Raw genomic sequence first — 14,812 nt, forward strand, 5'->3', positions numbered from 1 at the left:
AGGGTCCTGTCATGCCGCAGCCCGGGGGGCATGCCCCCGGGGCAGGGTGAATCACGTTAGGCTTCGGGTCTGCTTCCCCTGGATGGAGATGAATGATGACCCAAACCAGCCGATGGCAACGGCTCGGCTTGCTGCTACGGGACGAGTGGCGCCAGCTCACGACCGTCCGGCCCAGCGACCGGCCCTGGCAGATGCCCTTCGCTGCAGCCCTGGCCACGGGTCTGCCCCTGCTGGTGGGGGCCTGGTTCGACCGGATGGATTACGGGCTGGTGTCCTCACTGGGTGGGCTGGTCTTCCTCTATATGCCCGAAACACCCCTGCATCACCGGATGGTGTCCCTGATGGCCTGCGCCTTCGGCATGACCGCCTGCTATGCCCTTGGGGTGATGAGCCATCTGGTTCCGCCCCTGATGATGGGCGTGCTGACCTTCACGGCCATCCTGGTGACGATGGTCTGCCGCTTTTATCGGGTGGGTATCCCGGGCAGCCTGTTCTTCATCATGGCGGCGTCGATCGGTGCGTACTCGCCCGGCAGCCTGATGGAAGTCCCCCTGAAGGTGGGCCTGCTGGCGATGGGATGCCTGCTGGCCTGTGCCATCGCCTTCCTTTACAGCCTCCACATCCTCCGTCTGCGGGCGCCCAGGCCGGTGGAGCCCTTGCCCCGGCCCACCTTCGATTTCGTCGTCTTCGATTCGGTGGTGATCGGCCTGTGTGTCGGGTTGTCCCTGGCCCTGGCTCAGTTGCTGGAACTGGCCAAGGCCTACTGGGTACCGGTGAGCTGCCTCGCGGTGATCCAGGGCATGAGTCTGCGGGCGGTCTGGGACAAGCAGATCCAGAGGCTCCTGGGAACGGCCATCGGCCTGATCGTTGCCTGGGGGTTGTTGATGATGCCTCTGGACAAGTGGAGCATCTCCTTTGTGATGATCGTGCTGGCCTTCGTGATCGAAGTGGCCGTGGTGCGTCACTACGGCTTTGCGACGATCTTCATCACCCCGATGACCATCCTGCTGGCAGAGGCCGCCACCCTTGGTGAGGGTGCCGTGATGCCGCTGATCCAGGCCCGCTTCCTTGATACGGTTCTGGGGTGTGCGACGGGCCTGCTGGGCGGAGTGTGCCTGCACAGTCCGGGTTTCCGGGCCTTGCTCACGCCGCCCCTGCGGCGGGTGTTGTCGGTCAAGTGGAGGTTATAGTCGGGCTCATCGTGTCAGCGCCGATCTGCCTCGAACCCTGTCCGGGCAGGGCATCCGTGTGGATGGGGGATGCGGGTGCAGCATGTGTCCATGCCAGCCGGCTTTCGAATTCAGCGGCCGCCATGGGCCTGCCAAAAAAGTAGCCCTGGTAGTGGTGGCAGCCCTTGGTGGCCAGAAAATCCCGCTGGGCCTCGGTTTCCACCCCTTCGGCGATCACTGCAATGCCCAGGCTGCGGGCCAGCATGATGATCATGTTGGCGATTTCGGCATCGCTGGGGTCCTCCAGGATGTCACGGACGAAGCTCTGATCGATCTTCAACTGGTCCAGGGGAAGGCGCTTGAGGTAGGCAAGGGAGGAATAGCCCGTGCCGAAATCGTCCAGGGAAAACTCCACACCCAGCGCCTTCAGGGCTTCCATCTTGGCGATCACGTCCTCAACTCCGGCGACCAGGGCGCCCTCGGTCAGTTCGAGCTTGAGGCATCGGGGTTGGGCACCAGTACGGGCCAGGATGCCGAGTACGTCATCCACGAAATCGTCCTGCCGGAACTGGCTGGCGCTCACATTCACGGCGAGGGTGAGCTCAGCCGTGCGGGGATCGCCGGCCCAGCGGGCGAGTAGGGTGCAGGCGTGCTCCATCACCCAGCGACCGAGGGGCAGGATCAGCCCGCTCTCCTCCGCCACCGGGATGAAACGCGCCGGTGAAATCATGCCCTGCTGCGGATGCAGCCAGCGCACGAGGGCCTCCGCTCCGGTAATCAGTCCGTCCCTATCCACCTGGGGCTGGAAGTGCAGGACAAATTGCTCCTGTTCGAGGGCCACCCGCAGTCCGGCGTCCAGCTCGGCCCGGGTCTTCACATCGGCCTGCATCTGGGGGTCGAAGAAGCGCAGCACGTTACGCCCCGCTGCCTTGGCCTGGGACATGGCCAGGTCGGCCCGCTTAAGGGGTTCCTCCGTGCCTTCGCCGGGGGTGTCACCAAAAAGGGTGACCCCGATGCTGGCGGAGCCCCGGTATTCGGAATGCCCAAGGGTATAGGCCCGGGCGAGGGTTTGCAGGATGCGGGCGCCCAGGGCCTCTGCCTGCAGGGCGGCTTCGAGGGCATGCTCGCCCAGGTCCTCGACGAGCACCACAAATTCGTCGCCCCCCAGGCGAGCCACGGTGTTGTCACTGCCGACGGCTTCGACGAGGCGAGCGGCCACCTGCTCCAGCAGGCGATCGCCCTGGTGGTGACCGTCGGTGTCGTTGATCGACTTGAAGTGGTCCAGGTCTACGAAGAGCAGGGCACCCCGGGTCCGGTGGCGCTCGCAGGCGCGCAGGGCGTGTTCCAGGCGTTCCATCAGCATCCGGCGGTTGGGCAGACGGGTCAGTGGATCGAAGAAAGCCAGGGTCCGGACCTGCTCTTCCGAGGATTTGCGCGCAGTGATGTCCGTCAGTGTGGCCACATAATGGGTGACCTGGCCCTGGGTGTTCTTGACGGCACCAATGGAGAGGGTCTGGGGGTACACTTCACCGTTCTTGCGCTGGTCCCATATTTCCCCCTGCCACGATCCGGTCGTGCGAATCTCGTCCCACATGGCGGCGTAAAAGGCGGCGTCGTGACGGCCGGAGCTCATCATTCTCGGCGTCCGCCCAAGGACTTCTTCGGCGGTGTAGCCCGTGATCTTCGTGAAGGCCTGATTGACCCGCTGGATCACTTCGTCGGCATCGGTGATGAACATCCCCACCTGGGCGTCGAAGGCGGTGGCGGCGATGCGCAGCCTTTCGGCCGCCTGTTCCCGGCTCTGGATCAGCCGGGCCAGCAGCCAGGCGCTGCCCCCGGTCACCAGCAGGAAGAGGGTGCCCAGGAGGAGGGCCTTGTGCAGGTCCTCGTTCCACTGCGCCAGGTAGTCCTCCTCGCCCAGGCCGGCCACCATGAAGACCGGCATCCCTGACAGCCGGCGGTAGGCGTTGGTCCGGGTGATGCCGTCGGCAGTGCGGTCGCTGTAGAAGGTTCCGCTGCGGACGCCGGATCGTACGAGTTGGGTCAGTTCGGTGGAGCCGCCGACCGAGCCGGTCTGTCCTGCTGCCGCATTGATTGGCGGGTGGCGGGCGATCAGGGCCATGTCCAGGTCGCGCATCAGGGCAATGCCCCGGCCCCCGAGATTGAGTCCGGACAGGAGTTTTGCGAAGTGGCTGGCAGGCACGGAGGCAGCGATGATGCCTGCAAAACTGCCGTCCGGGTGGTTGTAGCGACGGGAAAACACCACATTCCAGTCCTCGCCGACGCGCCCGGGTAAAAGCTTGCTGACCAGCATGCCGCCATCGGCCTGGTTGCGGTGCCCCTGGATGAAAGACGGCTCACCGGAGTGCCCGGGGTGGTGGGGTGAGATGCCATACTCGAGCCAGACCTTGCCGCTGGCATCGCAGATGGAGATCGCCGAGACCTCGGTGATCCAGCTTTTCTGGACCTTGAGGAAGCTTGCCAGGCTGGGTGTGTCCTGCAACTCCGGGTAACGCAGTCCCCATTCCAGGTGAGCCTGAATTTCCCGCAGGGAGATATCGATTTCCCGGGCTGTCCCGCTCACGGTTTGATCCAGCAGCAGGGAGAGGTTCTCGACGGTGGTGCGGACTTCCGCTTCCTTGCGCTGCCGTGAGGCGTGCAGCGTATAGGCGAGCAGTCCGGTCATGAATAGATTCAGGATGACTACCGCCGCGACGAGAGCCTGGAAGACAGACAGTTTGCTTTTCTGCATGTTTGACGTGTTGAGTGTCCCGGGGGGCTGGTGTTCAGCCAGGGACCGCGTGCCTGTCCGGGTGAAAGGTCCTCATCATAGGGGAGTCTCCAGGCAACTGATAGCGCCCTGATGGCATATCGAGGGGTTCAGCCAGCGCCTTTTAGCAAGGCCCTGATCCATGTCCAGCGGCTCATGATCAGGGCCACGAAGATCAGGCTGCAGCCGGCGACCTGCTGCGTGCTCATGGTTTCGCCATACCACAGGGCGGCAGCGATGGCGGTGAGCATCGGCTCCAGCATCAGGATGAGTGCAGCATGGCTGGGGGTGGTGAGGCTCTGGCCATAGAGCTGACACAGGAAGCGAGCGGTCGTCGCGATCAGCGCACTGGCCATCAGCCAGCCCAGGATGGGGGTCGAAATCTCTTCGGGCCACCTTTCGGTGAGTGCCGAAACGGGTAGCAGCACGATGCCCACCATGATGACCTGCAAGGCGCTGAGGGCCAGCACGGGTACCTGGCGGACCACGCGGGAGTTCACGTTGAAGAGCAGGGCAAAGACCAGCGCGGAGGCAAAGAACAGAACCTGGCCGGCCTCCACCTTGAAGCCGTGCTGCAAGGCCAGGAGAGCGAAGCCGGTGAGGGCTACCGGCAGGGCCAGCCAGGTGCTCACGGGAGGCCGGTCACCAAAGAAGATGCGGGCATAGACGGGTACCAGGACGACCCCCAGGCTGGTGATGAAGGCGCCTTCACCCATGTGGCTGGAGTGGGCAAGGCCGAGGATCCACAGGCCGATGGCCAGGGTAAACAGGGCGCCGACCCGAAGGCCGTGCCCGATGCCCTGCCACCCCAGCTGCCGGAGGGGTTTCCGGGCGGCCAGGCATAACAGGCTGCCGGCGGCCAGGAAGCGCAGGCCCATGAAGAGCAGGGGCGGCAGGCCTGCGAGGGCCTCCTTCGAGAACAACCAGCCGGCGGCTGCAAGCAGGGTGGAGAAGGCCAGGAGTAGATCGGCTTTGAGACTGTGGGGCGAGGGGTGCGGCATCGCGACGTCCGGAGGAAAGAAAAAAAGCCAGGCCCGGGGGGCCTGGCTTGGGATGGACTGAAGGCCGGTCAGCTGCCTTTCCAGCCTCCGCCCAGGGCCTTGAAGAGATCCACGGTGGCACCCAGCCGGGCCTGGCGGTTCTGGACCCAGGCCAGGGTGGCTTCGTTGGCGGTGCGCTGTGCCGTGAGGACGTCCAGGTAGGGCGAATAACCGCTGTCATAGCGCGCCCTGGCCAGCTGGAGACCGCGCTGGGCAGCGCTCATGGCCCGGGACAGGGCGTCTTCGGCTTCCCCATTCTGGCGCACGCTGATGAGGGCGTCGTTGACCTCCTTGAAGGCGGTCTGGACCGATTTGCGGTAGCTTTCCAGGGTCTGCTTCTGTTGGGCGGTGACCGCATCCACCTGGGCGCGCAGACGCCCCCCTTCAAAAATCGGCTGGGTCAGTCCGGCGCCGACGGACCACACGGCGGCGTTGCCGCTGAACAGGTCCGACAGCTCGCGGCTTTCCCGGCCAAAGCTGCCGGTGAGGGTCAGGCTCGGGAAGAGGGCCGCCTTGGCGACACCGATCCGGGCGTTGGCTGCAATCAGGTCGGTCTCGGCCTTGCGCAGGTCGGGTCGGCTTTCCAGCAGGCTGGAAGGCAGCCCGGCTGGCGGCACCGGCGGTACTGGAAGCGTCTTCAGGTCGCCCGGGGCCAGCTTCAGGCCGGGTTGCCCGACCAGCAGGCCAAGCAGGTTTTCGGCCAGACCGCGGCTTTTTTCCAGTTGGGCGAGGGCGGCGGTGTAGCTGGCCAGGGCGCCTTCGGCCTGCTCCACGTCGAGCTGGGAGGCGATGCCACCCTTGAAACGGGCCTGGGTCAGGCGGGCGCTTTCGGTCTGGCTGCTCACCGTGTCCCGCGTGGCCAGGAGCTGGGCGTCGATAGCACGCAGATTCAGGTAGGCCTGGCTGACGCTGGCGGCCAGACTCAGGGCCACCGTTTCGCTGGTGTAACGGGTCCCCAGGGCCTGGGCCCGGGCGCCCTCTGAAGCCCGCCGCAGCTTGCCCCACACATCCAGCTCGAAGGACGTGGACAGGCCGATCCGGTTGATGTTGCGGAGCAGGCCGGTCGGTTCGATGCTGGTGGGCAGGATCGTGCGGGCCCGGCTCACGCCGGCGCTGGCATCCACCTGGGGGAGCAGGGCTGCGTCTACCTGGCGCAGTACCGCGTCGGCTTCTTCGATGCGGGCGGCGGCGCTGCGGGCGTCAGGGCTGCTGGTCAGGGCCTGGTCCACCAGCTGGTCCAGCTGGTGGTCTCCGAACAGGGTCCACCAGCGGCTGCTGAGGGCCGGTGCCTCGGCTGGCGTCGCGGTCGTGGCGGCACCGTAGCTGTCCGGAAGGGCCAGTGCGGCGGTTGGCCGGCTATAGTCGGGGCCGAGGGCGCAGCCGGCCAGGGTGAGGGGGATGGCGAGTGCCAGGTGTGTCAGTCGGGAGCGGATCACGGCTTCACCTCCCCGTGGGTGGAATGGTTGTTGGGCAGGTCTCCGGCGGGATGAAGGGCCTTGCCGCGGCTGAGCCACTTGAAGAACAGGGGTACGAAGATGGTGGCGATGAAGGTGGCTGCCAGCATGCCCCCCACCACGCCGGTGCCCATGGACCGGCGGGCGGCGGCGCCAGCGCCACTGGAGATGGCCAGCGGGATCACCCCCAGGATGAAGGCCAGGGAGGTCATCACGATGGGCCGGAAGCGCAGGCGGGCCGCTTCCATTGCGGCGTCCACCACGCTCATGCCTTCGGCCTGCTTCTGGGCGGCAAACTCCACGATGAGGATCGCGTTCTTGGCAGCCAGACCCACCAGCACCACCAGGCCGATCTGGAAGTAGATGTCATTGGGCATGCTGCGCATCAGCACGGCGACCAGGGCACCGAGCATGGCGAAGGGGACGGCCATGATCACCGCCAGGGGCAGGGACCACTTCTCGTACTGGGCCGCCAGGATCAGGAACACCATGATGATGCCGAACACGAAGGCAATCACGGAGGCACTGCCCGTGCGTTTTTCCTGGAAGGCCTGGCCTACCCACTCGATGCGATAGCCTTCGGGCAGGGCGGTGGCCGCCACTTCCTCGACGGCCTTGATGGCGTCGCCGGAACTGTAGCCCGGCGCCGAGTTGCCCAGCACCTTGGCGGCCACGAAGCCGTTGAAGCGCTCCACCATTTCGGCACCGGTGACGGACTTGACGGTGGCAATTGCGGACAGGGGCACCATCTGACCGCTGGCACTGCGTACATAGGGCTTGAGCAGGTCTTCCGGCTTCATCCGGTAGGCCGCATCGGCGGAGATCTGGACCTTGTAGGTCTTGCCGCTGCGGTTGAAGTCATTCACGTACAGGGTGCCGGTGGAGGCCTGCAGGGTGGAATACACCGAATCCAGGGAGATCCCCATCGACATGGCCTTCTGCTCGTCCACCTCCACAAACAGCTGGGGCGCGGTGACACGGAAGAAGCTGTTGATGCCGGTCAGCTCCGGGCGCTGCTTGAGGGCCTCGAGGAACTGGGCATTGACCGCGGCCAGGCTGCGAGGGTCACCGTCAGCCCGGTTCTGCACATAGACTTCGAAGCCGCCGGCGGTGCCCAGGCCCTGGATCGGGGGTGGATTGAACACCAGCCCCATGCCATCGGGCAGGGTCATGCCCGCGCCCATGAACTGGCCAGCCATTTCGCCGGTGTTCACGGTGCGCTGATCCCAGGGCTTGAAGACGATGAAGGTGGTTGCCACGCTGGCCCGGTTGTTGCCAGTGATGAAGTCCACGCCGTTGATGAAGAAGATGTTCTCGATGTCCGGCGTGGTGATGCGCTGGCGCATCTGCTCGGCAGCCTGGCCGGTCCGTTCCGCGGAGGCCCCGTCGGTCAGGGTGACGAAGCCGAACAGGAAGCCCTGGTCTTCGGCGGGCACGAAGCTGCCCGGCACGATGCGCAGCAGGCCGGCAGCGGCGACGATGGTCAGACCGAACACCAGGGCACCAATGATGCCGTGGCGCAGGGTCAGGCCGACCGTGTTGGTGTAGCTGCGGGTGAAGCGCTCGAACAGCCGGTTGAAGGGCTTGAAGAGGGGCTTCTCCTCGTGGGTCGGCTTGAGCAGCAGTGCGCACAGGGCCGGGGTCAGGGTCAGGGCGACGATCCCCGAGATCACCACGGCGACGGCCACGGTGACCGCGAACTGCTTGTACAGCACGCCGGCGATGCCGCCGAGGAAGGCTACCGGGATGAACACCGCGCAGAGCACCAGGACAATGGCCACGACGGCACCGGAGACTTCGCGCATGGCCTCGATGGCGGCCGCCTTGGGGGCCATCTTCTCCTCGTTCATCAGGCGCTCGACGTTCTCCAGCACCACGATGGCATCATCCACCACGATCCCGATCGCCAGCACCATGGCGAACAGGGTCAGGGTGTTGATGGAGAAGCCGAACAGCCACATGCCGGCCAGGGTGCCGATCAGGGAAACCGGTACCGCCACGATGGGGATCAGGGTGGCACGCCAGTTCTGAAGGAACAGGTAGACCACTGCGATCACCAGGATCGCCGCTTCGATGAGGGTTTGGGTTACCTCCTTGGCAGACTCCTGGATGAAGCGGGTGGTGTCGTAGGGCACCAGGTATTCCATGCCCTTGGGGAACTGCTTCGACATCTCGTCCAGGCGGGCCCGTACGTTCTCGGCGGTCTGGAGGGCGTTGGCACCCGACTGAAGATACACCCCCATGCCTGATACCGGTGCTCCATTCACCCGGGCGCTGCGGTCGTAGTTGTCGGCGCCGAGTTCGACACGGGCCACGTCTTTCAGGCGGACCACACCGTTGGGGCCCTCGGCTCGCAGCACGATGTTGCCGAACTCTTCCGGGGTCAGCAGGCGCCCTTTGGCCGTGACGGTGTAGGTCAGCTGCTGACCATTGATCACCGGTTCCGCACCGATCTTGCCTGCCGCGTTCTGGGCGTTCTGGACCCGGATTGCGGTGGCCACGTCGGACGTCGTGATGCCAAGTTTGGCCATCACGTCCGGCTTGAGCCACACACGCATGGCGTACAGGGGATCGAACTGCTGGGCGTCACCGACACCGGGGATACGACGGATCTCCTCGATGATGTTGAGGTTGACGTAGTTCGCCAGGTAGAGCGCGTCGAAGGTCTTGTCCGGCGAGCGGAAGGCCGCCAGCATCAGGATGTTGTTGGAGCGTTTCTGCACCGTCACGCCGGTGCGCCGCACGTCGTCGGGCAGCCGCGGTTCGGCCACCTTGACCCGGTTGTTCACGGCGATGAGCGCCGTATCCGGGTTGGTGCCCACCTGAAAGGTGGCGGTGATGCTGACCGTACCGCTGGAGGTGCTCTGGGAGTTGTAATAGAGCAGGCCTTCAACGCCCGACAGCTGCTCCTCGATGGGTGCAGCCACGGCCCTGGACAGGGTTTCCGCGTTGGCGCCCGGGAAGGATGCGGAGATGATCACCGTAGGGGGGGTGATCTCGGGATATTGGGCCACCGGCAGCGTGAGGGAGGCCATCAGGCCGGCGATCACGATGACGATGGAGATGACCGATGCGAAGATCGGTCGGCTGATGAAGAAGCGTGACATGAGGGGCGGTCTCCTTAACCCTTGGCCGCATCGGTGGCGGGCTTGCCCGCAGGTGCGCCACCGGGGGCTGCGGCCTTGGCACCAGGGCCTTCACCCGGAGCATGGGGGGCGACCGGAGCGCCCGGGCGTGCCTTGATCAGGTTGTCGATGATGACCTTGTCACCCGCCTTCAGTCCGTCCAGGATCACCCAGTCGGATCCCGCCCAGGGGCCGGTCTTGACCGGCCGCGGCTCGACCTTGTTGTCAGCGCTGGCCAGCATCACCATGGCACCCCTGTCCGTCTGCATGACCGCCTGCTGAGGAACCTTGAATACGCCATCCCGCTCGCCGGTGAGCAGGCGTGCCCGCACGAACTGGCCGGGGAGCAGGGCGCCGTCGGGGTTGGCGAATTCGGCGCGCAGTTGCACCGTACCCAGGGTCGGGCTGACCTGGCTGGCGGAGAAGTTGAGCTTGCCGCGAATCGGGTAGGTACTGCCGTCGGGGAGGATCAGTTCGACCCCGCGGACCTTATTCGGCTTGAAGCGGCCGTCAGGGGTGGCAGCGTTGAGTTCTGCATCCGAGAGGCTGAAGCGCACCCACATCGGGTTGAGCTGGACCACGGTGGTCACCAGGCCATTGACACTGACCAGGTTGCCTTCGGAAATGGCTGCACGGCCGGTGGTGCCCGCCACCGGGGCAGTAACGGTGGACCACTGGAGATTCAGTTCCGCCTGACGCAGGGCGGCATCGGCGGCCTGTACCGCCGCCACGGCGGCGGTCTTGTCGGAGGCGGCCGTGTCGTACTCCCGCTGGCTGATGGCCTGCTCGGCAAGCAGGCCCTTGAGGCGTGCGGCTTCCCGCTCGGCTTGTTCGCCCCGTGCCCTGGACTGGGCCAGATTGGCTCGGGCCTGGGCTACGGCCACCTCGAAGGGGGCCCGGTCCAGCTGGAACAGGGGCTGGCCGGCCTTGACGGCCGCGCCTTCGTCATAAAGGCGCTTGATCACGATGCCGCCAACCCGGGCCCGGATCTCTACCTCGCGTGCGCCCTCGGTCTGGGCGACTGCCTCGACGCTGGTGGCCACCCGGGTGGGTTGCATCTCGAGGACGGTGACGGGCATGGCCTGCATGGGGGGGGGGCCGCCTGCCTGCTGATCCTTGCCGGAACAGGCGGAAAGTACGGTGGCGGCAAGCACGAGCGCCGGCAGGGATGCCCGCAGGGAATGGGGTTGAGGGGGGCGATGCACAATCACGGGTGGCCTCCGGGGCTGGATTTTTAGAGGTTGTTGGGGCATAGTTTATACATTCATGAACGTATGTAAAGTTTTTTGCCGGATTTTCTCTGATTGGATTTATGTCAAATGGTTCGCAGGACTAAGGAAGACGCGGAGGTCACGCGGCGTCACATCATTGATGCCGCACGCAGGGTGTTCCTCGAGTGCGGGGTCAGTCACACCACCCTGGAGAAGATCGCGGTGGCTGCCGGGGTGACCCGCGGGGCGGTGTATTGGCACTTTCGCAACAAGACCGAGCTGTTCTTCGCGATGCGCGACCAGGCCATCCTGCCCTTTGTGGACCGGGTGCTGTTCAACGAGGGGGATGAAGACCCGCTGCTGGGCATCGAGACCGCCCTGCGGGAGATCATTCATGTGCTGACCGACCAGGATCACACCCGGGAGACCCTCGAGATCGTCATATTCAAATGCGAATACGTGGGAGAGTTCAGTCCGATGATGCACTGTACCTCCGGGCAGCTGGACTTCCTGGTGAAGCTGGCGGATGCCTACCGGAGGGCCCACGAAAAGGGTCTGGTGCGCTCGGCGCCCGCTCCCGATGAGCTTGCCCGCGATACCTTTCTTTTTGTGGGAGGGCTCGTCAAGCACTGGCTGGCAGCTCGTCCCGATGAATGTTTCCGGACTGATGCGATGAGCTTGATCCGGACCCACATTGCCCTGAGGCGTGCCTGACGGCGGGATCGCCCACTGCATCGTTTTGTGCAGAGCAGCATTTCAGCGGATTCTCTCCGGATCTGAAAATTTGAAAAACAGGTGCTTGGCAGCCTCAAAGTTTCCGAGTAATCTTGCAAAAAAAACGAGCTAGACGGTTTTTTACGTAGGCTGCAAAAAAGAGTGGGAGCCGGGAGGGTGGTGTGACCGGTGACCTCAGACGCAATACACCGGAGGAGTTAAAGAGTGAACAAACAATCAGCACCGGAAGGCCGTGCCCGCCGCTCGGTCGTGGTCGTTGCCGCCGCCCTGGCGGCCCTGGCTGCAGGCAATGCATCTGCGTTCAAGATCGAGACCGGCGATCCGGATATCGAGGTCCGCTGGGACAATACCGTAAAGTACAACGTCGGTATGCGGATGCAGGAGCGGGATTCCGCCCTGCACAACAGTGCCACGTACAGTTCGGGCAACCACAAGTTCAGCAAGGGTGACATCGTCACCAACCGGGTGGACGTGCTCTCCGAGCTGGACGTGGTCATCAAGCAGCGCTTTGGTGCCCGCATCTCCGGCATGGCCTGGTATGACGCTGCCTACAACGACAAGGAAGAGACCAATCCGAACAACATCGTCGGCGGTCACAACTTCTATCCTGGTGGACGTTACTCCGATACGGTCAAGCGCTATTACTCCCGTTCCGGTGAATTGCTCGATGCCTTCATCTTCGGCCGGCTCGACGTGGCGGATGTGCCCATCAACGTGAAGTTCGGTCGGCACACCAACTACTGGGGTGAATCCCTGTTCTCGCCGATTCACGGTGTCTCCTACTCCCAGGGGCCGGTGGATTTCCGCAAAGCGCTGGCGACGCCGGGCATTGAGGCGAAGGAATTGTTCCTCCCCCTCAACCAGCTGTCGGCCCAGGCCCAGCTCAACGACACCGTCTCGGTGGCCGCCCAGTACTTCCTGGAGTGGGCGCCTTACCGTCTGCCTGAAGGCGGTACCTATCTGGCCGGCTTCGACTTCCCCTTCGCCGGCGGCACCGTCCTGCCCGGCAATGTCCCCTACCTGGGGAACCGGCATGACAAGAAGCCGGGCAATCGGGGCAGCTGGGGCATCAATACCAAGATCACTCCGGAATGGGCTCAGGCCACCATTGGCCTTTACTACCGCCAGTTTGACGACAAGATCCCGACCATCCTCGCTGGCTCGTCAGGCTTGTACAACGCCTACGCGGAGGATGTCCGCCTGTGGGGCGTGAGTGTCTCCAAGCAGCTCGCCGGGATTGCCTTCGGTGCCGAAATCGTGCGGCGGGACAATGGCGCGCTGGCCACCCAGTCCGGGGCCAGCCAGATCGCCCGCGGCTCCACTTGGCACGGTCTGCTCAATGCGCTGGCCTATGTGGGCAAGACTCCCCTGTTTGATTCCGCCACCCTGTCGGCGGAGTTCTCCTACAGCCGGCTGGCCAATGCCGACCGCAGCACCCAGAGTGTTTTCAATCACGAAAAACACAATCCTGCTTGTTTGGGTAACAAGATGGATGGCTGTGCCACCGATTCTGCTTACGGCATCTCCGCCACCTTCACCCCGACCTGGTTCCAGGCCCTGCCCAGCGTGGATATCACCCTTCCGATCCACTACGACATTGGCCTGAAGGGCAACTCTCCGGTGCCTTTTGGCGGTAACGAGAACAGCGGCACCTGGAGCATCGGGGTTGGTGCGGATTACAAGGCCAAGTACAAGTTCGATCTGGCCTACACCAACTACTTCGGCAATTACGTGCGGGATCCGCTGACCAACACGGTCGCGGTTGCCAACGGCAACGGTTATACCAATGACCGCAACTGGCTGTCCTTCACGTTCAAGACCACCTTCTAAGCATCCGGCAGGAGATAAGGCATGAAAAACAACGTTCGCACCCTGGTCGCAGTGGCTGTCGCCTCGACCTTTTCCCTTTCCGCCCTCGCTGCCGTAACTGCCGATGAGGCCAAGCAGTTGGGGTCAACCCTGTTGCCCTGGGGCGCCGAAAAGGCCGGCAACAAGGAAGGCACGATCCCGGCCTACACCGGCCCGGCCAAGGTGCCCGCCAGTTACGATCCGAAAAACCCCAAGTACCGTCCTGATCCTTTCGCCAACGAGAAGCCCCTGTTCTCCATCGACGCGAAGAACATGGACAAGTACGCGGACAAGCTCGCCGATGGCACCAAGGCGATGATGAAGAAGTACCCCAACTACCGCATCGACGTTTATCAGACCCACCGCACCGCCCATTATCCCAAGTACTACCTGGATAACAGCCTGAAGAATGCGACCGCCTGCAAGACCATCAACAATGGCCTGCAGCTGGAGGGCTGTTATGCGGGCATCCCGTTCCCGATTCCCAAGACCGGCAACGAGGTGATGTGGAACCGCCTGTTCAAGTTCGACGGTTTTGCGCTCATGTCCGAGGGCATGACCGGCACGGTGGTGGATACCCAGGGTAACCAGACGACCACCGGTATCGGGACCATGTACATTCAGTACCCGATCTTCGATCCCAAGCGCACCACCCCGATCACTGCGGACGAACCCTACGAGAAGATCCGTGTGGACTACCATGACCCGGCCCGCAAGGCGGGTGAGAAGCTGGTCGTGCATGACTCCATCGACATGGTGAATATCGGTCGCCGTGCCTGGTCTTACCTCCCTGGCCAGCGCCGCGTGAAGCTGTCGCCGGACATCGCCTACGATACGCCCAGCCCCACCGGCGGTGGCGCCGGTACGGTGGATGAGGCAGCGGTCTTCTACGGTGCCCTGGACCGCTACAACTTCAAGTTGCTGGGTAAAAAGGAGTTGTACATCCCCTACAACACCTACAAGGCGCGGGATCCCAAGCAGTGCCCCAACTCCGTGTCCTTCAAGACCAAGAACTTCATGAACCCCGATTGCGTGCGTTGGGAATTGCACCGGGTCTGGGTGGTTGAAGCCACCCTCAAGGAAGGCAAGCGTCACGTCTATCCTCGTCGCGTGATGTACTGGGATGAAGACATGCCGGGCATGGGCCTTGGTGAAGGCTACGATTCTGCCGGCCAGATCTATCGGGTAACCCATACCCTGCCCATCGCCTTCTATGAGGCTCCGGGACACAGCACCGACGAATGGGTTACGTCTGACCTGGCCACTGGCAACTATGCCCGTCAGCAGAACGTGACGGACACCGGCGGCTGGGTGATCACCGAACCCAAGCCCAACAATTTCTTCAGCTCTGAAGCCCTGGCGGGCGGCGGCATCCGCTAAGCAGGATGACGTCCTGCGGATACCCGGTTCCGGGTATCCGCCCTGTGCCGGCCTTCGCCGGTGAATCCAATCGGAGGAAG

9 protein-coding genes are annotated in these 14,812 nt (G+C 64.0%); 4 read left to right on the forward strand and 5 right to left on the reverse strand.

Going from position 1 to position 14,812, the window contains the following annotated elements:
• Positions 1–92: 92 nt before the first annotated feature.
• Positions 93–1,190 carry an FUSC family protein gene (locus PHD22_RS00120; RefSeq protein ID WP_366520654.1) on the forward strand — a complete coding sequence of 366 codons (1,098 nt, stop codon included), beginning with the start codon at positions 93–95 and terminating at the stop codon, positions 1,188–1,190.
• On the opposite strand, the gene PHD22_RS00125 is transcribed toward PHD22_RS00120, so the two are convergent.
• From PHD22_RS00125 to PHD22_RS00145, 5 genes are all read right to left on the reverse strand, one after another.
• Positions 1,174–3,921 (reverse strand): EAL domain-containing protein, encoded by a 2,748-nt coding sequence (locus PHD22_RS00125; protein ID WP_299860464.1) that lies wholly within the window; start codon positions 3,919–3,921, stop codon positions 1,174–1,176. The genes PHD22_RS00120 and PHD22_RS00125 overlap by 17 nt on opposite strands.
• Positions 3,922–4,049: 128 nt before the next feature.
• Positions 4,050–4,940 (reverse strand): DMT family transporter, encoded by an 891-nt coding sequence (locus PHD22_RS00130; RefSeq protein WP_299860467.1) that lies wholly within the window; start codon positions 4,938–4,940, stop codon positions 4,050–4,052.
• 68 nt (positions 4,941–5,008) lie between these two features.
• A complete protein-coding gene (locus PHD22_RS00135) occupies positions 5,009–6,415 on the reverse strand; it encodes an efflux transporter outer membrane subunit (protein ID WP_299860469.1) in 1,407 nt (468 codons plus the stop codon).
• The gene (locus PHD22_RS00140) at positions 6,412–9,540 is read right to left on the reverse strand and encodes a multidrug efflux RND transporter permease subunit (RefSeq protein ID WP_299860472.1); all 3,129 of its coding nucleotides are present in this window, start codon (positions 9,538–9,540) and stop codon (positions 6,412–6,414) included. The genes PHD22_RS00135 and PHD22_RS00140 overlap by 4 nt, the downstream gene beginning before the upstream one ends.
• A 14-nt stretch (positions 9,541–9,554) precedes the next feature.
• The gene (locus tag PHD22_RS00145) at positions 9,555–10,769 is read right to left on the reverse strand and encodes an efflux RND transporter periplasmic adaptor subunit (RefSeq protein ID WP_299860475.1); all 1,215 of its coding nucleotides are present in this window, start codon (positions 10,767–10,769) and stop codon (positions 9,555–9,557) included.
• Positions 10,770–10,877: 108 nt separating this feature from the next.
• Between PHD22_RS00145 and PHD22_RS00150 the strand changes: the two genes are divergently transcribed.
• The 3 genes from PHD22_RS00150 (at position 10,878) to PHD22_RS00160 (ending at position 14,732) form a co-directional block, all read left to right on the forward strand.
• Positions 10,878–11,483 (forward strand): TetR family transcriptional regulator, encoded by a 606-nt coding sequence (locus PHD22_RS00150; protein ID WP_299860478.1) that lies wholly within the window; start codon positions 10,878–10,880, stop codon positions 11,481–11,483.
• 225 nt (positions 11,484–11,708) lie between these two features.
• A complete protein-coding gene (locus PHD22_RS00155; protein WP_299860480.1) occupies positions 11,709–13,334 on the forward strand; it encodes a DUF1302 domain-containing protein in 1,626 nt (541 codons plus the stop codon).
• A gap of 21 nt (positions 13,335–13,355) precedes the next feature.
• Complete coding sequence (locus tag PHD22_RS00160; protein WP_299860482.1) at positions 13,356–14,732, forward strand: DUF1329 domain-containing protein; 1,377 nt, start codon at positions 13,356–13,358, stop codon at positions 14,730–14,732.
• The last annotated feature ends 80 nt before the right edge of the window (positions 14,733–14,812 follow it).

The organism is Zoogloea sp. (assembly GCF_028693495.1).
Lineage (GTDB): Bacteria > Pseudomonadota > Gammaproteobacteria > Burkholderiales > Rhodocyclaceae > Zoogloea.